The 19,666-nt window shown below is 69.2% G+C and carries 17 protein-coding genes; 8 read left to right on the top strand and 9 right to left on the bottom strand.

The annotated features are described in order from the left end of the window. Positions 1 to 268 precede the first annotated feature (268 nt). Complete coding sequence (locus ACFFIO_RS04845) at positions 269 to 1,513, top strand: MFS transporter (protein WP_378040450.1); 1,245 nt, start codon at positions 269 to 271, stop codon at positions 1,511 to 1,513. Between the two features lie 33 nt (positions 1,514 to 1,546). Here ACFFIO_RS04845 and ACFFIO_RS04840 read toward each other — a convergent pair whose 3' ends face one another. The 4 genes from ACFFIO_RS04840 to ACFFIO_RS04825 form a co-directional block, all read right to left on the bottom strand. Next, positions 1,547 to 2,296, bottom strand: coding sequence for a DsbA family oxidoreductase (locus ACFFIO_RS04840; protein ID WP_378040449.1), 750 nt, complete (start codon positions 2,294 to 2,296; stop codon positions 1,547 to 1,549). Between the two features lie 152 nt (positions 2,297 to 2,448). Then, entirely contained in the window at positions 2,449 to 3,294 is an 846-nt protein-coding gene (gene thiD / locus ACFFIO_RS04835) for a bifunctional hydroxymethylpyrimidine kinase/phosphomethylpyrimidine kinase (protein WP_378040448.1), read from the bottom strand. Between the two features lie 26 nt (positions 3,295 to 3,320). After that, a complete protein-coding gene (locus tag ACFFIO_RS04830) occupies positions 3,321 to 3,794 on the bottom strand; it encodes a hypothetical protein (RefSeq protein WP_378040447.1) in 474 nt (157 codons plus the stop codon). A gap of 67 nt (positions 3,795 to 3,861) precedes the next feature. Then, positions 3,862 to 5,010 carry a 4-oxalomesaconate tautomerase gene (locus ACFFIO_RS04825; protein ID WP_378040446.1) on the bottom strand — a complete coding sequence of 383 codons (1,149 nt, stop codon included), beginning with the start codon at positions 5,008 to 5,010 and terminating at the stop codon, positions 3,862 to 3,864. A 97-nt stretch (positions 5,011 to 5,107) separates the two neighbouring features. Here ACFFIO_RS04825 and ACFFIO_RS04820 point away from each other — a divergent pair, with 97 nt between their 5' ends. After that, the gene (locus ACFFIO_RS04820) at positions 5,108 to 5,773 is read left to right on the top strand and encodes a GntR family transcriptional regulator (RefSeq protein WP_378040445.1); all 666 of its coding nucleotides are present in this window, start codon (positions 5,108 to 5,110) and stop codon (positions 5,771 to 5,773) included. A gap of 92 nt (positions 5,774 to 5,865) precedes the next feature. Here the strand turns inward: ACFFIO_RS04820 and ACFFIO_RS04815 are convergent, their stop codons facing one another. The 5 genes from ACFFIO_RS04815 to ACFFIO_RS04795 form a co-directional block, all read right to left on the bottom strand. Next, positions 5,866 to 6,654: an IclR family transcriptional regulator gene (locus ACFFIO_RS04815; protein WP_378040444.1), complete on the bottom strand. Its 789-nt coding sequence runs from the start codon at positions 6,652 to 6,654 to the stop codon at positions 5,866 to 5,868. 127 nt (positions 6,655 to 6,781) lie between these two features. Further along, positions 6,782 to 8,038 (bottom strand): aminopeptidase P family protein, encoded by a 1,257-nt coding sequence (locus tag ACFFIO_RS04810; protein ID WP_378040443.1) that lies wholly within the window; start codon positions 8,036 to 8,038, stop codon positions 6,782 to 6,784. Between the two features lie 103 nt (positions 8,039 to 8,141). Further along, positions 8,142 to 8,969 (bottom strand): creatininase, encoded by an 828-nt coding sequence (locus ACFFIO_RS04805; RefSeq protein ID WP_378040442.1) that lies wholly within the window; start codon positions 8,967 to 8,969, stop codon positions 8,142 to 8,144. Next, entirely contained in the window at positions 8,966 to 10,744 is a 1,779-nt protein-coding gene (locus ACFFIO_RS04800; RefSeq protein WP_378040441.1) for a BCCT family transporter, read from the bottom strand. The genes ACFFIO_RS04805 and ACFFIO_RS04800 overlap by 4 nt, the downstream gene beginning before the upstream one ends. Before the next feature lie 110 nt (positions 10,745 to 10,854). After that, positions 10,855 to 11,514 carry a GntR family transcriptional regulator gene (locus ACFFIO_RS04795; RefSeq protein WP_378040440.1) on the bottom strand — a complete coding sequence of 220 codons (660 nt, stop codon included), beginning with the start codon at positions 11,512 to 11,514 and terminating at the stop codon, positions 10,855 to 10,857. Positions 11,515 to 11,645: 131 nt separating this feature from the next. On the opposite strand from ACFFIO_RS04795, the gene glyA reads away from it, so the two are divergent. From glyA to ACFFIO_RS04765, 6 genes are read left to right on the top strand one after another with little or no spacing between them, the layout of a single operon-like run. After that, on the top strand, positions 11,646 to 13,007 hold the full coding sequence (gene glyA / locus ACFFIO_RS04790) for a serine hydroxymethyltransferase (protein WP_378040505.1): 1,362 nt from the start codon (positions 11,646 to 11,648) through the stop codon (positions 13,005 to 13,007). Between the two features lies 1 nt (position 13,008). Next, positions 13,009 to 14,226: a sarcosine oxidase subunit beta family protein gene (locus ACFFIO_RS04785; protein ID WP_378040439.1), complete on the top strand. Its 1,218-nt coding sequence runs from the start codon at positions 13,009 to 13,011 to the stop codon at positions 14,224 to 14,226. Between the two features lie 24 nt (positions 14,227 to 14,250). Then, the gene (locus ACFFIO_RS04780; protein ID WP_378040438.1) at positions 14,251 to 14,616 is read left to right on the top strand and encodes a sarcosine oxidase subunit delta; all 366 of its coding nucleotides are present in this window, start codon (positions 14,251 to 14,253) and stop codon (positions 14,614 to 14,616) included. Next, complete coding sequence (locus ACFFIO_RS04775; RefSeq protein ID WP_378040437.1) at positions 14,613 to 17,564, top strand: sarcosine oxidase subunit alpha family protein; 2,952 nt, start codon at positions 14,613 to 14,615, stop codon at positions 17,562 to 17,564. The genes ACFFIO_RS04780 and ACFFIO_RS04775 overlap by 4 nt, the downstream gene beginning before the upstream one ends. Beyond that, positions 17,557 to 18,177: a sarcosine oxidase subunit gamma gene (locus tag ACFFIO_RS04770; RefSeq protein WP_378040436.1), complete on the top strand. Its 621-nt coding sequence runs from the start codon at positions 17,557 to 17,559 to the stop codon at positions 18,175 to 18,177. The genes ACFFIO_RS04775 and ACFFIO_RS04770 overlap by 8 nt, the downstream gene beginning before the upstream one ends. Then, a complete protein-coding gene (locus tag ACFFIO_RS04765) occupies positions 18,174 to 19,613 on the top strand; it encodes an L-serine ammonia-lyase (RefSeq protein ID WP_378040435.1) in 1,440 nt (479 codons plus the stop codon). The genes ACFFIO_RS04770 and ACFFIO_RS04765 overlap by 4 nt, the downstream gene beginning before the upstream one ends. The last annotated feature ends 53 nt before the right edge of the window (positions 19,614 to 19,666 follow it).

Here is a 19,666-nt window from a genome sequence, read left to right as displayed (position 1 = left end):
TGTGACTTGCGTCACATATATGGTCACAAGACTAGCCAAAGGTCCAATGGCGGTCCGGTTGCCACGCGGGTTAACCTGAAAGGGCCCCATGAGACGGTGCACACGGATCGGACGGTGGAATAAGCCCGGGGGGATACGGGCCCACCAATCCAATATCCGCTGAGAGGCGGTGGCCTAGCCACCGCCTCTCAGGTGTTTAAGGGACACGTTGTCGGTGAGGCAGGTCTCACAGGCAGTGCCGTCTGGACCTCACATTAGGGTGTCAAGAATGAACGCCCCGTCTGGCGTGGACGCTGCACAGCCAGCACGCACGCGCTTCACCTGGATCCCCATCGTCATCGCCGGTGTGGCTGCCGCCATGCATATCTGGAAACTTCCTGAAGCCTTGTCGTTCGTCCAGGATGACCTGGGGATGACCCTCATCGAATCCGGAGTGCTGCTGGGCATCGTCCAGGTCGGTTCGATGGCCCTGGGCCTCGCGGTCTCCCTCTTCTCGGAAGTCCTCGGGCTGCGGCGCACGCTGCTCATCGGGCTGACCCTGCTGACCATGGGCTCGCTGGCTGGAGCCTTCGCGGAGACCACCGGATTCCTGATGGCCACCCGCGCCTTGGAGGGCGTCGGCTTCTTGATGGCCACCGTGGTGGCGCCGCCCCTGATCCGCCTGATCACGCCGCCCGCCAGCACGAACATCGCCATGGGATGGTGGGGCTCCTTTCAAGGGCTGGCCACCTTCGTGGCGGTCCTGGCCTCCACGCTGCTGCTCACGAGTGTCAGCTGGCAGGTGTGGTGGGTCGTGATGGCAGTGGTCACCGCAGCAACCATCCCCCTGATCGTGGTGTTCGTGCCCCCACCGCCGTCGGACCGTGACTCCAATGTGAGGCTGGCGGCACGGCGCGTGGGCGCCACCGTGAAGACTCTGACCCCGTGGATGGCCGGCATCGTCTTCGCCTGTTACACCCTGCAATGGGGTTCGGTCATCGGCTTCCTGCCGACGATCTTCGACGAGGCCGGAGTCGGCGGGCTCTGGCCGGGCATCTTCACCGCGATCGTCGGCGGGGTGAACGGGGCCGGGAACATCATCACGGGCCGGCTGCACCAACGGGGCATCCCCATGCGGCGGCTGGTGCTGATCGGCTTGGGCACCATGGGTGCTGCCTCGATCATCACCTTCGCGCCGGACTGGTCGGGTGTGCCGGGTGGGCTGGTGGTGCAGATCCTCGCCGTCGCGCTGTTCTCCGGAGTCGGCGCCCTGGTTCCCGCCAGCCTGAACCGGATCGCTGTGGACATCGCCCCGCCCCACGGCTCCGGCGCAGCGGCGATGGGGCTGATGGTCCAGATCTACAACGGGGCCAACTTCGTCGGACCCATCATCCTGGCCACCATCGCCACCGCTGCCGGCAGCTGGCACTTCTCCTGGGTCATGACCGTCTCGGCGACGCTGTTGGGCGTCCTGCTGGCCTGGCGGTTCCTCTCCGCACGCCGACTGGGCATCGACTTCCAGCATCGCGTCTGACGCGGCACCAGAGAGACCGGGGTGGTGGAGGTGTCAGTCGCAGCCCTGGGGACCGCAGGCCTGTCCGTTGAGACCATCCGGCCCACCGGCACCCGCCGGGTTGCCGGCCGCCGGCTGTACCATCTGCAGCGGCTGGAACTCCGCCCAGGACTGTTCGAGGGCCTGGGTGAAGACCTCGGTGGGCTGGGCGCCGGAGATGCCGTATTTGCGTCCGAGGACGAAGAACGGGACCCCGGTGACACCCAGGGCTTGCGCGGTGGCCAGGTCCTGCTTGACGGCCGTCTCCCAACGGTCCTCGGACAAGGCCTCGTGGACCTGCTCGGCGGTGAGTCCGGCGGCGGTGCCGAGCTCCACCAGGACCTCCTCGTCACCGATGTTCCTGCCGCCCTCGAAGTGGGCGCGGAACAGCTGTTCCTCAAGGTGCTCGGCCGTCTGCAGTGAGACCGCCTTGGCGCGTTGGATCACCCGGTGGGCCTTCCAGGAGTTCGCCACCACGAGACGGTCGAAGTCATAGTCCAAGCCCTCGGCGGCGGCCTGCTCGGTCACGTGCGTCAGCATCGCGGTCACCTGCTCGCGGGGCATGCCCTTGGCCTCGGAGAGGTAGTCGATCTCCTGGCGGTGATCGTGCTCAGGCAGCGTGGGATCGAGCTGGAAGCTCTTCCACTCCACCTCGACGCGATCACGGTGCTCGAACGATTCCAGGGCCCTCTCGAACCGGCGCTTGCCGATGAAGCACCATGGACAGCCGACGTCGGAAAAAATTTCGATCTTCACAAAGGCCACAACAGGGCCTTCCGCCAAGGTATTCCGCAAGCGTCTGGCCTTCCAGTCGAGTTGGTGGGTGTGTTTGGTGGGAAACACCCACTCAAAGTCGACTGAAAACGCGAGGGGGCGGGCCGGCGTCGGGATCTGGGGAGCGACGCCGGCCGCGCGCCTCAGGCGCGGCGCAGGCCGCCCTGCCACAGGGCGTCGAACGGGGTGTTGCCGGTGACGCGCTGGCGGATGCCCTCGGTGACGAACTCCTTGGCGCGGCGGGCCGCCTCCAGCGGCGTGGCACCCTTGGCGAGTTCCGCGGTGACGGCGGCGGCCAGGGAGCAGCCGGCGCCGGAGACCCCATGGTCGCCGATCTTGGGCGCGGAGAGGACCTCGAGGGTCTCGCCGTCGTAGAACACGTCCAGGGCGTCCGGACCGTCGAGCTTCATGCCACCCTTGGCGAGGACGGCCGCACCGGAGACCTCGTGGATGCGCTTAGCCGCTTCCTTCAGGTCCTCCAGGGTGCGGACGGTGATCCCGGACAGCTGCTCGGACTCGAAATGGTTCGGGGTGGTGAAGGTGGCGAGGGGCAACAGCTCGGCCTTGAGGGCGCGGTCCGTGTCCAGGGCGTGGCCGGGCTCCTGGCCCTTGCAGATCAGCACGGGATCGAGGACCACGTGCTCCCACTCCTGATTCCTCAGGGCGGTGGCCACCGTGGAGATGGTCTCCGGGGAGCCCATCATGCCGAGCTTGGTGGTCTTCAGGGACCCGGCATAGTCGGCCTGGATGGCCTCCAGCTGATTGGCGATCACGTCTGCCTGGACCGGGACGAACCGGTGGTTCCAATCGTCCGTCGGGTCGAAGGCGACGATGCAGGTCAACGCCACGATCCCGAAGGTGCCCAGTTCCTGGAAGGTCTTCAGGTCGGCCTGGGCGCCGGCGCCGCCGGTTGCTTCGGAACCGGCGATGGTCAAGGAGAGGGCGGGGGTGTGCACGTCGTACTGATCAGTGGAAGGCATGCGCACCATGTTATTCCCCTTCGCCCGGCGGCGGGTCAGACGGCGGCAGAGGTTGCTTCGGGGCGGACGACCTTCACCAGCGGCTGGGCCACGGCGCGGCCCAGGGCCATCAGGATGGCGGCCGGGAAGCCGATGATGGGAATGAGCATGGGCACCAGGCCACCGACCCCGGAGAACAGCACCGCCAGGCCGTAGAGCATGCCGACCAGTGCGTAGCCGATCACATGGATCCACTGGTTGGTCTTGTGGCGGAAGAGCCAGTTCACCAGCAGGCACAGGGGCAGGCCGATGACCAGGCCGGCCAGACCGACGGTGGTCAGCAGCGGAGTCAGGGAGCCATAGGCCTGCAGCGCCGGGATGAAGTTCAGCACCAGCACGATGGCGGCCATGAGCAGGTTCGGCGCCAGCCAGGCCACGAGGAAGCCGTAGAGCGACATCTTCAGGCGTGGGCGGGGTCCGGCGGCGGGCCGCTTGCGGCGGCTCGGCTTGACCGGAATGGGGGTGGTCATGGGCGTGCTCCAGTAGTGGCGGTGGCGGAGGGGCCGTGCCAGTCTACCGGCGGGGGCGTCCGCCCGCTCAGGCGAAGGCGATGCCGTCCATCAGCTTGCGGGCCGTGCGCACGCTGCCCGTGACCAGGACGGTGGGTTCGCCGGATGCCGAGGACCGGCCCGCCTCCGAGGCGTCCCCGGAGTCGACCTCCACCACCAGGTCCGTGTGGCCCGTGGGATGCTCCACTCGCGTCTCGGCCGCGTCATGGTCACCGCTCAGACCCGCCACCACCGTGCCGGGCACCTGCCAGACCACCGCCACCGAGGCGCCGGCGAACACTCCGATGGCCTCATGGACGCGCTTCGGGATGAAACACCGCGTGTTGAACGTCCCCCCGCTCCGGGCGGGGGCCACCAGGCAGACCTTCGGCACCGTGGTCTCGCTGACGTCTCCCAGCCCCATGGCGACGCCGGCCTCGAGCCGCACGGCCTCGACCGCGGCGCACAGCTCGGCATCGGCCTCCAGCGCGGCGGGCTCCTCGGTCCCCTCCACTCCCAGTGCCGCGGCATCGATCACGACGACGGGCATCCCGTTGTCCACGCACGTCACCTCGACCCCGGCGAAGGTATCGATGCGGTTCCCCGTGGGGAACAGGGCTCCGCAACTGGACCCGGCAGTGCCCTGGTAGTCCAGGACCACCGGGGCCGCGGTCCCCGGCACCCCCGCGATCTCCGCATCGCCCTCGTACGCGACGCGACCGGCCGGCGTCGTGACCCGGGCGCGGGCCACGGAACCGGTGTTGACCATGTGGATGACCACCTCGGTGGTGCCTTCCTGGGCGGGGACGAGGCCGCGTTCGACCGCGAAGGGGCCGATGCCGGCGAGGATGTTGCCGCAGTTCTGCCGGTCTGAGACGGTCGCCTCGTCGACGGAGACCTGGAGGAACAGGTAGTCGACTCCGCCGTCTGAGCGTGGAGAGACCACCGCGACCTTGCTGGTCAGGGGGTGTGCTCCGCCCAGCCCATCGATCTGCCGTGCGTCCGGGGACCCCATCAGCCGGAGCAGCAGGGAGTCCCTGACAGCCGGATCGGCGGGCAGATCCTCGGCCAGGAAGTACAGTCCCTTGGAGGTTCCTCCGCGCATGATCATGCACCGGACCTCGGTGGCGGTGCCGCCCTGGACGGCGTCACGGCCGTGGTGAGCGGGTGTGGTGGGCGAAGCGGGGTCTGGGCTCACGGTGTATTCCTTCACCAAATCTGCTGTGGCCTGCATTATCTGTGACAAAATTGTTTACAATCAGTTCCATCATGGCTGACGAGCGGGGGAGATTCCAGTGGCAACAGCAACACGGGCCAGTGCTGCGGTGAACGCGACCGACGTGGCGGACCAGATTCGAGCTGCCATCTTCGCCGGCGAGCTCGTGCCGAACCAGCGGCTCGTGGAGGCTGACCTGGCCGAGATGTACGGGGCCAGCCGCGGCCACGTGCGCACCGCCCTGTCCGAGCTGACGGTCGAGGGCCTCGTCGAGCGGATCCAGAACCGCGGTGCCCGCGTCCGGACCGTCCCCGTGGAGGAGGCGATCGAGATCGTGGAGGTCCGCTCTGCCCTTGAGGCGCTGTGTGCCGCACGGGCGGCCACGCGCATCACCGAGGCCGAGGCCGAGGAGCTGCGGCAGATCGGCCGGCGTATGGAAACCGCCGTCGAGACCGGGGACCAGGCCGCCTACGCCCAGGGCAACACGGACCTGCACTCCACCCTGATCCGCCTGTCCGGACAGAAGACGGCCGCCGCGACCATCGACCGGCTCCGCGCCCAGGCCGTGCGCTTCCAGTACCGCCTGTTCGCCAAGCCGGGGCGCTCGCAGCAGTCCCTGCCCGAGCATCTGGCCATCATCGACGCCGTCTGCGCGCGCGAGCCGGAGGAGGCGGCCCGGGCCATGCGCGAGCACCTGATGTCCGTGGGTGCGGCCATCGAGGAATCGGTGCGGTCCGGCTCCTGAGGGACTGGAGCATCCGATGACTGACCTTCCGGTGGTCAGCCGAGCGAGAAGGTCAGCATGAGGCCCGTGGCCGGGTCCGGGGTGCGGGAGCTCTAGGCAGGGGTCCATCCCAAGCGCAGGGAGATGCGCTGCGCGGCCTCCCGGCAGGCGGTGGCGAGGCGGGTGATCTCGTCCTGGGGAACGCGGTAGAAGGGGGCGGCGACCAGAACGGCTGCCACCACCTCGCCGCGGTGGTCCCTGACGGGGGCAGCGATGCCCACTTCGTCCGGGGAGGTCTCGCAGTGGTTGACCGCGTGGCCATCCTGCCGCACGGTAGCGAGCCGTTCGAGGTACTCGTCCACGTCTACCGGGGAGTCGAAGGCCACGCGACCGGAGGACACCAGCTCACGCACCCGGTCTGGGGCGGCGTGGGCCAGGAAGGTCTGGACGCTGGCGCTGAGACCGGTGGCGTAGCGGCTGCCCAGGACGGAGGTGTGCTTGACCTGGCGGCGGCTCGGGATCTGCTCCACGGTGACGGCGGCCGAGCCGTCCCAGATGTTCAGGGCGGTCGTCTCCCCGGTGGTCTCGGAGAGGTCGCGAAGGTCTTCCATGGCGACGCGCCGGACATCGAGGTTGGCCAGGAGGGGGCCGGCCACGGCGATCAGCCCCAGGCCAAGCCGGTACTTTCGGGACGCCTCGTCCCGTTCAACCACCCGTTCCTGTTCGAGGGTGGCGAGGATCCGGGACACGCTGGACTTGTGCAGCCCCACCTGCGCAGCGATCTCGGTGACCCCTTGGAGCGGCTCATCCACCGTGAAGCACCGGATGACCTGCAGGACATTGACGATGACGGACGCGCCACGGGCGCTGTCGCCCGCTTCGGTCCCGGCGGTGGTGGCCATGGAGCTTCTCCCGATGGTCGTTCTCACGATGGGGCCCCCGACGTGGGGGTGGGCAACGGTGCTGCCCACCCCCACGATGTCACGGCCGGCGTCCCCGCGGGTTGAACTCCACCGGCTGAGGGCCAGGTCAGGCGTCGATGATGTTGTTCTCGGGACCGAAGCCGAACTTCGTGATGTTCTCCACGCCGCCGTCCTCGCCGATGACCAGGATGTCGTGCTCGCGGTAACCGCCGGCACCCGGCTCGCCGTCCATGACGGTGATCATCGGCTCCATGGAGACCACCATGCCCGGTTCCAGGACGGTGTCGATGTCCTCGCGCAGCTCCAGGCCGGCCTCGCGGCCGTAGTAGTGGGACAGGACCCCGAAGGAGTGGCCATAACCGAAGGTGCGGTTGGGCAGCAGGCCGTGGCCGATGTAGATCTCGTTCAGCGCGTGGGCGATGTCCTTGCAGACCGCGCCGGGCTTGATCAGTTCGAGACCCGCTCGGTGCACCTCCACGTTGACGTTCCACAGCTCCAGGCTGCGCTCATCCGGCTGGCCGAGGAAGAGGGTGCGCTCCAGGGCGGTGTAATAACCGGAGGTCATGGGGAAGCAGTTCAGGGACAGGATGTCACCGCGCTGCAGCTGGCGGGTCGTGGCCCAGTTGTGGGCGCCGTCCGTGTTGATGCCGGACTGGAACCAGACCCAGGTGTCCCGGACCTCGCGGTGCGGGAAGGTCCTGGCGATCTCGTGGACCATGGCCTCAGTGCCGATCAGGGCGACCTCGTATTCGGTGATGCCCTCTCGGATGGCCGCCTTGATGGCCTCGCCGCCGAGGTCGCCGATGCGGGCGCCGTGCTTGATGACCTCGATCTCCTCGGCGGACTTGATCATGCGCTGGCGCATGGCGTCCTGGGAGACGTCCAGCAGCTCGGCGCCGTCGAAGGCGTCCTGGATGCGCTGGCGGGTCAGGCCCGGCAGGGCGTCGTCCTCCACGCCGATCCGGGAGGCCTTCACGCCGTCCCGCTTCAGAGCCTCCTGCAGGCCGTAGAAGAAGTTGTCCCGCTTCCAGTCCGTGTACACGATGTTCTCGCCGTAGCTGGTGCGCCAGGGCATGCCGGCATCGATGTTGGCCGTCACCGTGGTCGAGTTGGTGGCGGTGACCACCAGCGCGTAGTTGCGCCCGAAGGTGGTGTACAGGAAGTCCGAGTAGTACTTGATGCCGTGGTAGCTGGTGAGGATGACGGCGTCCAGGGACTTCGCGGCCATGATCTGGCGCAGGCCGGTCAGGCGGCGCTCGAACTCGGCGTCGGAGAAGGTCAACTGCTGCTTGGAGCCGTTGTGCAGGGTCTTCAGGCGCTCCAGCTCGGAGACGGACTGGGCGGTGCCGGGGGTGGTGGTCATGGTGTTCTCCTCGGGGAGTGGGTTGCGTTGGATGCAACTGGGTTGCATTCATTGTGTGATGTGCACTGGGTCACGTCAAGGGCACGACGGCGGCCCGCGGCGGTCAGCGGGGCAGGTGCAGTTCCGCGGCGAGATCGGCCCCGAGGTCCGCGGCGACCTGCTCGTAGAGCAACCGGCCCTTCTCGGCCGAGGAGCCGTCCGGTGCCGAGAGGCAGCCCGTGTCCGGGGTGCGCGAGGACACCACGGGAAGGCGGTCGAACCGCGGCAGGTCAGCCGGGGGATGGCTCACGGCGCGGTCCATGGCCACGAGCTCGGGGCGCAGGTGCAGCATGAGCGAGGTCTCCAGGACCCCTCCGTGCTCGATGTCCCAGCCCGGGAAGCCCTCCGGGTAGACCGCCGCCAGGGTGTCCTCGGAGACGTAGTCCCAGTAGGAGAGCAGCAGCACGGTCGGCCCGGACCCGTCCGCGCGCCCGGCTCCGGCGCCGGTGTCGGCAAGCGCCAAGTCCGCGGCCTCGTAGAGGAACTGGTAGTTCTCGTAGTGCCCGTTGAGCACCACGAGGTTGCGGACACCCTGGCGCAGGAACCCGGCCAAGATGCAGCGCGCCTGGGCGATCAGGGCCGCGGCGTCCAGGCTGACGGTGCCGGCCAGGTGGTCGCCGCCGCCGGACTTCTGCTGCGACTTGTAGCCGTAGGACAGCGGCTCGGCCACCTTGGCGTCGATCCGGGACCCCACCGCCTCGGCGATGGTCGAGGACAGGATGGCATCCGTCCCCAGGGGCAGGTGGGGGCCGTGCTGTTCGAAGGCCCCGGCCGGCAGGATCACCGTGGAGTGCTCCCCGGCGGCCCAGTCGCGGTAGGTGTGGGCGTCCAGGTGGGCCAGACGCGTGGGCTGGGCTGGGGCTGCGGCCGGGGTTCCGGGCGTGCTGGTCACTTCTTCGGTGTCCTCTCGGTGGTTCCGTAGCCGTAGGGGTCCTGCGGCTCCGTCAGGGTCCCGGGGCCCACGCCGAGGCGCGGATCGGGGCGGGGGATGCCGTCTTCATCGCACAGCTCGTCCTCCGCGCGATGCCCCGGGTCGTTGATGTCCTTCTCCAGCTGCCGGGTCTCCCGGGTCCGGGACCGGAGCCGGCGGACGAGGTTGATGACCATCAGCACGATCACGAAGGAGAACGGGAAGCCGCCGATGATGGTGCCGGTCTGGACCGTGTCCACGGCGTCCACCCCGCCGATGGACAGCAGCACCAGGGCCACGGTGGCGATGGAGGCCACCAGGACCACCCGGAACCAGGGGCCGGACTTCTTGGGGGCCGAGACGAACTCCGCGAGGGCGTAGGTACCGGAGTCCAGGGACGTGACGTAGTAGGTGGCCACCAGGATGGTCGCCACGATGATCAGCGCCGTGCCGATCCACGGCACCATGTCCAGCATGGAGAACAGGGCGGAGGAGGTGTCCTCGGCCGCGTCGGCGGAGATCTGCCCGGACTCGTTGTCGTAGTGGATGCCGGCGGAGCCGATGACGCCCACCCAGACCATGACGATCAGGGACGGGATGATGGTCACGCCCAGGACGAACTGGCGGATGGTGCGGCCGCGGGAGATGCGGGCGATGAAGCCGGCCACGAAGGGCGAGAAGGCGATGACCCAGCACCAGATGAACACGGTCCACCAGCCGTTCCAGCTGTCCGACCAGTCCGCCAGCGGCGTTCCGGCGCCCTCGGCCCCGGCGAAGAAGCTCATGGGGATGAAGTGCTGGAAGAACGAGCCGAACGTCTGGGACATGTTGGAGAGCAGGTAGACCGTGGGGCCGAAGACGAAGACGGCGACGACCAGCACGATGGACAGGATCGAGTTCGTCTCGGATATGCGCTTCATCCCCTTGTTGACGCCCAGGAACGCTGAGACGGCGGTCAGGAGGCCGAAGGCGAGGATGACGATGACCCACACCAGGGTGCTGCTCTCGATCGGCAGCACCTGGGTGGCGCCGGAGGTGAACTGCATGGCCGCGAAGCCGAAGGACGTGGCCAGGCCGAGCACGGTGGCCAGGATGGCCAGCAGCTCGATCACGACGCCGGCCGGCCGCTGGACGCGTCTCGGCAGCAGGTCCACGGTCGCCTCGCGGAACGTGAGGGTCTTGCCGAGGTTGTGGTGGGAGTAGGCCAGGCAGATCGCTACGACGCAGTACATGGCCCAGGTGGTCAGGCCCCAGTGGAAGTAGGTCCACACGATCCCGCCCTCGCCCGGGTTCGCACCCGTCGGGATCACGGGGGTCTCCTCGCGCAGCATGACGGGCTCCGCCACGGACCAGAAGATCAGCCCGATGCCCTGCCCGCAGGCGAAGAGCATGGAGTACCAGGCGAAGTTGCTGTGCTCCGGCCGCGCCTTGGGCCCGCCGAGCCGGACCGTGCCGACCTTGCTGATGCACAGCCAGGCGCAGACGCCGACGGCGATGAGGGAATAGAGCACGAACCACCAGGTGAACCCGCCGGTGACGAAGGTCCTCAGGCGGCCGATCAGGGCCGCGGCCCCCTCGGGATTGACCGTCACGGCCACCACGGCCGCGATGATCAGCACCGGCGGCAGGATCATGATGATGGCCCGGTCCAGAGGCGGGATGATCCGTCCCCGGAATCGCGGCAGGGTGACGGTCCGTTCGCTCCCGGCGGCGGGGCTGTCCTCGGTGACGGTGGCGGATTTCTCAGGGGTGGACATGTCGACTTCCTCCAGGGGCACAGTCGCTGGCTGTTGCACTTAAGGCAACGCGGTTGCGCTACAGGATGACAGTGACTCAGGTCACCGTCAACCCCCTGGCCGGGATGACGTCAGATGACCTGGCGGATGGCGGCGTCGAAGTGCCGGATGTGGGCGGAGGTCAGCTCCTCGGCCCGGTCGGCGTCCCCCTCGAGGATTGCGTCCAGAAGGTCCAGATGCTCTCGGATGTGCTCGGCCACGTCCGGGAGCCGGTCCACCACCACGCACCAGATCCGGGTGGCCAGGTTGTCCAGCCGGATCAGGGATTCCTCCAGGTGGTGGTTGCCCGCGGCGCGGTAGACCAATCGGTGCACCGCGAGGTCCTGGGCCATGACCTCACGCCAGGGTGTGGTGCCGGAGAGTCGGTCGATGCCCTCGCGTGCCTCCGCGAGGGCGGCTCGAGCATCGGGGTCCGTGCTGGCGGCAGCTTTGCGGGCGGCCAGGGGCTCCAGCAGGCGCCGCACCTCGGAGACGGCGGCCAACTCGGTGATGTCCACCCGGGTGGCGAAGGTGCCCCGGCGTGGATAGGACACCACGAGGTGGTCGGTCTCGAGCCGCTTCAGGGCCTCACGCAGCGGCGTGCGCCCGAATCCAAGCTCACTGACGAGCTGGAGTTCCTGGAGTGGCTCGCCGGGTGCGATGTCCAGCATGATCAACCGGTCCCGGAGGGCGCGGTAAGCCTGCTCGGCGAGCGAGAGGCCGGTGGGGGCTAGGTCCGTTGCGGTGGTCATGAGGTCCTTCGGCTCGTCGGGTGGTCCGCATCTCTGCAGACCCTTGACGGGGTGTGATCGCCATCATACTCTAGACCGCAGCTTGATATATCAGTTGTCTTCAAGAGGCGTACCAGGAGATCATCGTGACCATGACCCGCGAGATGGCCGAGGCCATCCCCACCGAACTGACTGCTGACCTGGCCGAGCTCGATCCCGAGATCGCGGCGCACATCGACGCCGAGCTGGGGCGGCAGCGCGAGGGGCTGGAGATGATCGCCTCGGAGAACCACACCGCCGCGGCCGTCATGCAGGCCCAGGGCTCAGTGCTCACGAACAAGTACGCCGAGGGGTACCCCGGCAAGCGCTACTACGGCGGGTGTGAGCATGTGGACGCCGTGGAGAGCCTGGCCCTGGAGCGGGTCAAGGCGCTCTTCGGTGCCGGGTTCGCCAATGTTCAGCCCCACTCCGGTGCGCAGGCCAACGCCTCCGTGATGCACGCGCTGATCCGGCCGGGGGACACCGTGCTCGGGCTCAACCTCGCCCACGGCGGGCACCTGACGCACGGGATGAAGATCAACTTCTCCGGCCGCCTCTATGACATCGTCCCCTACGGCGTGGACGAGTCCACCCACCGCGTGGACATGGACGAGGTGGCCGCCCTGGCACGCGAACACCGGCCGAAGATGATCATCGCCGGGTGGTCCGCCTACCCGCGCCAGCTGGACTTCGCGCGCTTCCGCGAGGTCGCGGACGAGGTCGGAGCCTACCTGATGGTGGACATGGCCCACTTCGCCGGGCTCGTGGCCACGGGCCTGCACGCCTCGCCCGTTCCGCACGCCCATGTGGTCACCTCCACCACGCACAAGACCCTGGCCGGCCCCCGCGGTGGCATCATCCTGACCAATGACGCGGATATCGCCAAGAAGGTCAACTCCGCCGTGTTCCCCGGCCAGCAGGGCGGGCCGCTCGAACACGTGATCGCCGGCAAGGCCGTGGCGTTCAAGATCGCCGCATCCGAGGGCTTCCGGGACCGCCAGGAGCGGACCCTGGCCGGCGCGCGGATTCTCGCCGAGCGGCTCATCCGCCCGGACGTGACCGAGCACGGGATCACTGTCCTCACCGGCGGTACGGACGTGCACCTGGTCCTCGTGGACCTGCGGGACTCCCCGTTGGACGGCCAGCAGGGCGAGGACCTGCTGGCCGCTGTGGACATCACGATCAACCGCAATTCCGTGCCGTTCGACCCGCGCCCGCCGATGGTCACCTCCGGCCTGCGCATCGGCACCCCCGCCCTGGCCACCCGCGGATTCGGCGAAGAGGCCTTCCGCGAGGTCGCGGACGTGATCGCCGAGACGCTCAAGGTGGGTGCGGCCGGCGCCGCCGGCACCGACAACACCGACGGCACCCTGGACGGGGCTCTGACCGGCCTGCGCGAGCGCGTCCGCGGCCTTGCGGCCGCCCACCCCCTGTACCCGAACATGACCGAATTCCTCACCTCGAAGGGGGCCTGACATGGCCGAGAAGCTTCCCGAGCACCCGGACTTCCTGTGGCACAACCCTGATCCGAAGCCCAGCTATGACGCCGTGATCGTCGGCGGCGGCGGCCACGGCCTGGCGACCGCCTATTACCTGGCGTCCAGACACGGCATGACCAACATCGCCATCCTCGAGCGGGGCTGGCTGGCCGGCGGCAACATGGCCCGCAACACCACGATCATCCGCTCCAACTACCTGTGGGACGAATCGGCGGCGATCTACGAGCACTCCCTCAAGTTGTGGGAGGGGCTGCCGGAGGAACTGGAGTACGACTTCCTGTTCTCCCAGCGCGGCGTGATGAACCTGGCCCACACCCTGCAGGATGTGCGAGAGTCCCAGCGGCGTGTGAATGCCAACGTGCTCAACGGCGTGGACGCGGAGTGGCTGGACCCGCAGCAGGTCAAGGAGGCCTGCCCCATCATCAACATCGGGGACGACATCCGTTACCCGGTCATGGGGGCCACCTACCAGCCACGCGCCGGGATCGCCAAGCATGACCATGTGGCCTGGGCTTTCGCCCGCAAGTGCGACGAGATGGGCGTGGACATCATCCAGAACTGCGAGGTCACCGGCTTCATCAAGGACGGCGAGCGGGTGGTGGGTGTGGAGACGTCCCGCGGCCGCATCAACGCCGGCAAGGTGGCCCTCGCGGCCGCCGGTCACTCCTCGGTGCTGGCCGACCTGGCCGGGTTCCGCCTGCCGATCTCCTCGCACCCGCTGCAGGCACTCGTCTCCGAACTCTTCGAGCCGGTCCACCCCACCGTGGTGATGTCCAACCACGTCCACGTGTACGTCTCACAGGCACACAAGGGCGAGCTGGTCATGGGTGCCGGGATCGACTCGTACAACGGCTACGGCCAGCGCGGCGCGTTCCACGTGGTGGAGGAGCAGCTGGCTGCCGCGGTCGAGCTGTTCCCGATCTTTGCCCGAGCGCACCTGCTGCGCACCTGGGGCGGGATCGTGGACACCACCTTCGACGCCTCGCCGATCGTCTCCACCACCCCGATCGACCAGATGTACGTGAACTGCGGTTGGGGCACGGGCGGTTTCAAGGGCACACCAGCCTCCGGCTACACGTTCGCCCACACCATCGCCACCGACGAGGCCCACCCGTTGAACGCCCCGTTCGCGCTGGACCGCTTCGAGACCGGGCACCTCATCGACGAGCACGGCGCCGCCGCCGTGGCCCACTAGGAAGGTACAGGCAGGAGAAAAATCATGCTGCTGATCGACTGCCCACACTGCGGGCCGCGCAACGAGACCGAATTCCACTACGGGGGCCAGGCCCACATCGCCTACCCCGAGGACCCGCACTCCCTGGACGACCGGGGCTGGGCCGAGTACCTCTTCTACCGCGACAACCCCAAAGGGCTGTTCGCCGAGCGCTGGCAGCACGGCGGCGGGTGCCGCAAGTGGTTCAACGCCCTGAGGGACACCCACACCTACGAGTTCGCCGCGACCTATCCGGCCGGTTCGCCGCGGCCCGATGCCGGCGACCTCCCGGACCCCGGCCACGGCAACTCCACCCGGACCACCCCTTCCAGCCCTGCCAGTGCGAACACCGATCACGGAGGCCACCAGTGAGCACCGCCAACACCCGGCGTCTTGAGGCCGGACGCGCCCCCGGCCACGGCATCGACCGCAGCCGCGAGATCACCTTCACGGTGGACGGCCACCAGTACACCGGCCACCCCGGAGATACCCTCGCCAGCGCCCTCATCGCCAACGGCCGCCTCGACTGCGGATCATCGCTCTACGAGGGCCGACCGCGCGGCATCCTGTCCGCCGGCGTCGAGGAGCCCAACGCCCTCGTCACCGTCGCCGCGCGCTTTGCCGGGCACGTGGACGAGTCCATGCTGCCGGCCACCACGGTGGGTCTGACCGAGGGGCTGCACGCCACGTACCTCTCCGGGCTCGGCGTTCTGGATCCGAGGAACGATGAGGCGGTCTACGACCACAAGTATGTTCACGCCGACGTCCTCGTGGTGGGTGCGGGACCGGCTGGCCTGGCCGCCGCCCGCGAGGCTGGGAAATCCGGTGCCCGCACCATCCTCATGGACGACCAGCCCGCCCCGGGAGGCTCCCTGCTCTCGGGGCGCGCCGGAGACGCCGAGGACCTGATCGACGAGATGGACGCCCGCGACTGGGCCGCCGCCACCCTCGAGCGCCTCGCCGGCGCCGAGGACTTCACCTACCTGCCCCGCACCACTGCCTTCGGCAGCTATGACGAGAACTTCGTGGTGGCCGTCCAGCAGCGAACCGATCACCTGCCGGCGCGCGAGAGGCCCGGCGTGTCCCGCCAACGGATCTGGCACGTCCGCGCCGGCCAGGTGGTGCTGGCCACCGGCGCCCACGAGCGCCCGCTGGTCTTCGCCAACAACGACCGCCCCGGCATCATGCTGGCCGGCGCCGTGCGCACCTACCTGAACCGGTATGCCGCGCTGGCCGGCGAGAGGATCGCGGTGGCCACCACCAACGACTCCGCCTACCGGCTCGTCGCGGACCTGCACGCCGCCGGCGTCACCGTGGCGGCCGTCGTCGACTCCCGCCCGGAGGCCTCCGGCACCGCGCTGGAGGTCCTCGAGGCCACGGACGTGCGCGGGATCTTCGGCGCCGCCGTGGTGGACACGGCCGGTGACGGACCCGCCGGCCGGATCAGCGGCGTGACCGTCTCCGCCCTGGACGGGGACGGTGCCCTGACCGGTGAGCCGGAGACCCTGGACGTGGACCTGCTGGCCGTCTCCGGTGGCCACTCGCCGGTGGTGCACCTGCACAGTCAGCGCCAGGGCCGGATCGTCTGGAACCGCGAGCTCGCGGCATTCGTGCCGTCTGCCCGCGTCAAGAACCAGTTCACCGCGGGAGCTCTGACCGGGGCCGTGACCCTGGGTGAGGCGCTGTCCCAGGGTGCCGAGTCCGGCCACCAGGCCGCCCGGGCCACGGGCTCCTCCGCCCCGCTGCTGGTGCCGAGCGCCCCGGCGCCCCCCGCCCCGGGAACCGTCCGGCCCGTGTGGCTCGCCCCGGCCCTGGCCGGTGAGCCGGCCGGGTGGGACACCCACTTCGTGGACCTGCAGCGGGACCAGACCGTGGCGGACGTGCTGCGGGCCACGGGTGCCGGGATGCGCTCGGTGGAGCACGTCAAGCGCTACACCTCCATCTCCACCGCCAATGACCAGGGCAAGACCTCGGGGGTTAACGCGATCGGCGTGATCGCGGCCGCCCTGAACGAAGGCGATCTCGGGGAGATCGGGACCACCACCTTCCGGGCGCCCTTCACCCCGGTGGCCTTCGCCGCCGTGGCCGGCCGCCGCCGCGGCGAGCTGTTCGACCCGGCCCGCGTCACCTCGATCCACCCCTGGCACGAGGCACAGGGTGCCCTGTTCGAGGACGTGGGCCAGTGGAAGCGCCCCTGGTACTACCCGCAGGACGGGGAGGACATGGACGCCGCCGTGTACCGCGAGTGCGCCGCCGTGCGGGATTCGGTGGGCTTCATGGACGCTTCCACCCTCGGCAAGATCGAGGTCCGCGGGGCAGACGCCGCCGAGTTCCTCAACCGCATCTACACCAACGGCTTCCTCAAGCTGAAGGTCGGGATGGGCCGCTACGGGCTGATGTGCTCCGCGGACGGCATGCTCTTCGACGACGGAGTGACCATGCGCCTGGCCGAAGACCGGTTCCTGATGACCACCACCACCGGCGGGGCCGCCAAGGTCCTGGACTGGGTGGAGGAGTGGCACCAGACCGAGTGGCCGGAACTGGACGTGGTGTTCACCTCGGTGACCGAGCAGTGGAACACCGTCGCCGTCGTCGGGCCCAGATCCCGCGAGGTGGTGGCGAGAGTGGCGCCGGACCTGGACGTCTCCAACGAGGCGTTTCCGTTCATGGCCTTCCGCGAGACCACCCTGGCCAAGGGGACCCGTGCCCGGATCTGCCGCATCTCCTTCTCCGGCGAACTCGCCTACGAGATTAACGTGGAGGCCTTCTCCGGCCTGTCCACGTGGGAGGCCGTGGCGGCGGCCGGTGCCGAGTTCGGGATCACCCCGTACGGCACCGAGACCATGCACGTGCTGCGGGCCGAGAAGGGCTTCATCATCATCGGCCAGGACACGGACGGCACCGTGACGCCGCAGGACGCCGGGATGGACTGGGCGGTGTCCACGACGAAGGACTTCGTGGGCAACCGCTCGTTCTCCCGGGCGCACACAGCCCGCGAGGACCGCCGCCACCTGGTGGGTGTGCTGCCCGTGGACCGCACCACGCGGCTCGCGGAGGGCGCCCAGCTGGTGACGGCGGGCACCCCGCTGACGCCCGACGCCGGCCCGGTCCCGATGATCGGCCACGTCACCTCCTCCTACAACTCGCCCGCGCTGGGCCGGACCTTCGGTCTGGCCCTCGTGGACAACGGCCGCAACCGCATCGGCGAGACCGTGCGCTCGCCGATCGGCGCCGGTGCTCCGGACGGCGAGAACTACGTCGAGGTGGAGATCGCCTCGCCCATCCTCTACGACCCCGAAGGGACCCGCCGTGATGGCTGAGACTCTGATGACCCGATCGATCCGCGCCTCCCCGGCGGCCCACCTGGAGTCCCTCATGGCGGCGGCCGAGGTGACCGGCGGCCGCGCCGTGTCCCTGCATGAGCTTCCCTTCGCTGTCCAGATCGGCCTGCGGGCCGCGCCGGACTCCGAGTCCGCGCAGGCCCTGGAAACAGTCCTGGGCGTCCAGTTGCCGGCCGGTCACGGCCAGAGCGCGGGGGACGCTTCCGGCCAGCACGTGCTGTGGCTGTCCCCGGACGAGTTCCTCGTGGTGGACGTCTCTCGCGAACAGTCCACGGGCGATGCGGACTCGCTCGAGGCCGCCCTCGAGGGATTGCCGGGCCAGGCTCTGGACCTCTCCGCCAACCGCACGATCCTCGTGCTGGCCGGGCCCTCGGCCCGAGACGTCCTGGAGAAGGGGTGCCAAGCGGACCTGCACCCGCGCTCCTTCCCCGTCGGCCACGCGATCGTGACGGCGGTGGGACCGGTCCCGGTGCTGCTGCACCGCTCCGGTGAGCGAGAGTACCGCGTCTACCCCCGTGCATCCTTCGCCGACTTCCTCGTACGCTGGTTGGTGGATTCCATGGCGGAGTTCAGGCAGGAGGAAGTGCTATGACGCTCAGCGTGCTGGACCTGTTCTCGATCGGCCTGGGGCCGTCGTCGTCCCACACCGTGGGGCCGATGCGGGCGGCCCGCCTCTTCGCCCGCTCCCTGGCCGACGCCGGACGGCTGGGTGAGGTGGCGCGGGTCAAGGCCGTGCTGTTCGGCTCGCTCGGCGCCACCGGCCAGGGGCACGGCTCGGACCACGCCGTGATCCTCGGCCTGGCCGGGCTGGACCCGGAGAGCGTCGGCGCGGACGAGGCCCCCCGGGTGGTGGCCGAGGCCGTGGAGTCCGGACGGCTGAGGCTCGACGGCACGCACGCGGTGGCCTTCTCCTCCGACGACGTGGTGCTCAACGGCTGGGAGTCCCTGCCCGGCCATCCCAACGGGATGCGCCTGACCGCCTACTCCTCCGAGGAGGCCGCCGAGGCCGCTGGGACTGGGGCCGACGATGATCCGGAGGGGGCCGGCGTCGTGTCCTCCCAGGAGTACTACTCGGTGGGCGGCGGGTTCGTGGTCACGGCGGAGGACTTCAGCAACCCGGCCGATGCCGAGCCGGAGGTCCCGGAGCCCTACCCGTTCGCCAGTGGGGCCGAACTGCTGCAGCGCTGCCGGGAATCCGGGCTGTCCGTGGCCGGCGTCATGCATGCCAACGAGCTGACCCGGCACTCGGCCGAGGAAATACGCACGGCCCTGCTGGATGTCTGGGCCGTGATGCAGGAATGCGTGGAGAACGGCTGCAGCCGCACCGAGGAGGTGCTGCCGGGCGTGCTGCTGGCCAAGCGCCGGGCCCCCGGACTGCGCCGCCGGCTGCGCGAACAGCAGGCCCAGGGGGACACCCTGGACACGCTGTGGGCCATGGAGTGGGTCAACCTCTTCGCCCTGGCCGTGAACGAGGAGAACGCCTCGGGCGGCCGGGTGGTCACGGCCCCGACCAACGGTGCCGCCGGGATCATCCCCGCCGTGCTGCACTACTTCGACATGTTCCGCGAGTGCAATGACGACCGGGTGGAGGAGTTCCTGCTCACCGCCGGCGCCATCGGCACCCTGTTCAAGCGCAACGCCTCCATCTCCGGCGCCGAGGTCGGCTGCCAGGGCGAGGTGGGCTCGGCCTGCTCGATGGCCGCCGGGGCCTTGTGCGCCGTGCTGGGCGGCACCCCGGAGCAGGTGGAGAACGCCGCGGAGATCGGGTTGGAGCACAACCTCGGGCTGACCTGTGACCCGATCGCCGGCCTGGTGCAGATCCCGTGCATTGAGCGCAACGCGATCGCCTCCGTCAAGGCCATCAACGCCGCCCGGCTGTCCCTGGCAGGCGATGGCACCCACCGGGTCTCCCTGGACGAGGCCATCATGACCATGCGGGACACCGGTCGGGACATGATGTCCAAGTACAAGGAGACCTCCCGCGGCGGGCTCGCCGTGAACGTGGCGGTGAACCTCCCCGAGTGCTGAGGCGGTTTTCCGCCCCGTGAAAGGGGATCGGACGGGCGGGGCGCCACCGGCGA

The sequence above is a fragment of the Citricoccus parietis genome, assembly GCF_042433045.1.
GTDB classification, from domain to species: domain Bacteria; phylum Actinomycetota; class Actinomycetes; order Actinomycetales; family Micrococcaceae; genus Citricoccus; species Citricoccus parietis.
The sequence above is the reverse complement of the archived record's forward strand: the minus strand, read 5'-3'. Positions and strand labels throughout refer to the sequence as shown.

Coding starts and splice junctions, on each gene's coding strand:
- ACFFIO_RS04845 (WP_378040450.1), top strand. CDS start 269: ATGAACGCCCCGTCTGGCGTGGACGCTGCACAGCCAGCACGCACGCGC.
- ACFFIO_RS04795 (WP_378040440.1), bottom strand. CDS start 11,514: ATGACCACCGCAACGGACCTAGCCCCCACCGGCCTCTCGCTCGCCGAG.
- ACFFIO_RS04810 (WP_378040443.1), bottom strand. CDS start 8,038: ATGACCACCACCCCCGGCACCGCCCAGTCCGTCTCCGAGCTGGAGCGC.
- glyA (WP_378040505.1), top strand. CDS start 11,646: ATGACCCGCGAGATGGCCGAGGCCATCCCCACCGAACTGACTGCTGAC.
- ACFFIO_RS04770 (WP_378040436.1), top strand. CDS start 17,557: ATGGCTGAGACTCTGATGACCCGATCGATCCGCGCCTCCCCGGCGGCC.
- ACFFIO_RS04830 (WP_378040447.1), bottom strand. CDS start 3,794: ATGACCACCCCCATTCCGGTCAAGCCGAGCCGCCGCAAGCGGCCCGCC.
- ACFFIO_RS04780 (WP_378040438.1), top strand. CDS start 14,251: ATGCTGCTGATCGACTGCCCACACTGCGGGCCGCGCAACGAGACCGAA.
- ACFFIO_RS04815 (WP_378040444.1), bottom strand. CDS start 6,654: ATGGCCACCACCGCCGGGACCGAAGCGGGCGACAGCGCCCGTGGCGCG.
- thiD (WP_378040448.1), bottom strand. CDS start 3,294: ATGGTGCGCATGCCTTCCACTGATCAGTACGACGTGCACACCCCCGCC.
- ACFFIO_RS04765 (WP_378040435.1), top strand. CDS start 18,174: ATGACGCTCAGCGTGCTGGACCTGTTCTCGATCGGCCTGGGGCCGTCG.
- ACFFIO_RS04800 (WP_378040441.1), bottom strand. CDS start 10,744: ATGTCCACCCCTGAGAAATCCGCCACCGTCACCGAGGACAGCCCCGCC.
- ACFFIO_RS04785 (WP_378040439.1), top strand. CDS start 13,009: ATGGCCGAGAAGCTTCCCGAGCACCCGGACTTCCTGTGGCACAACCCT.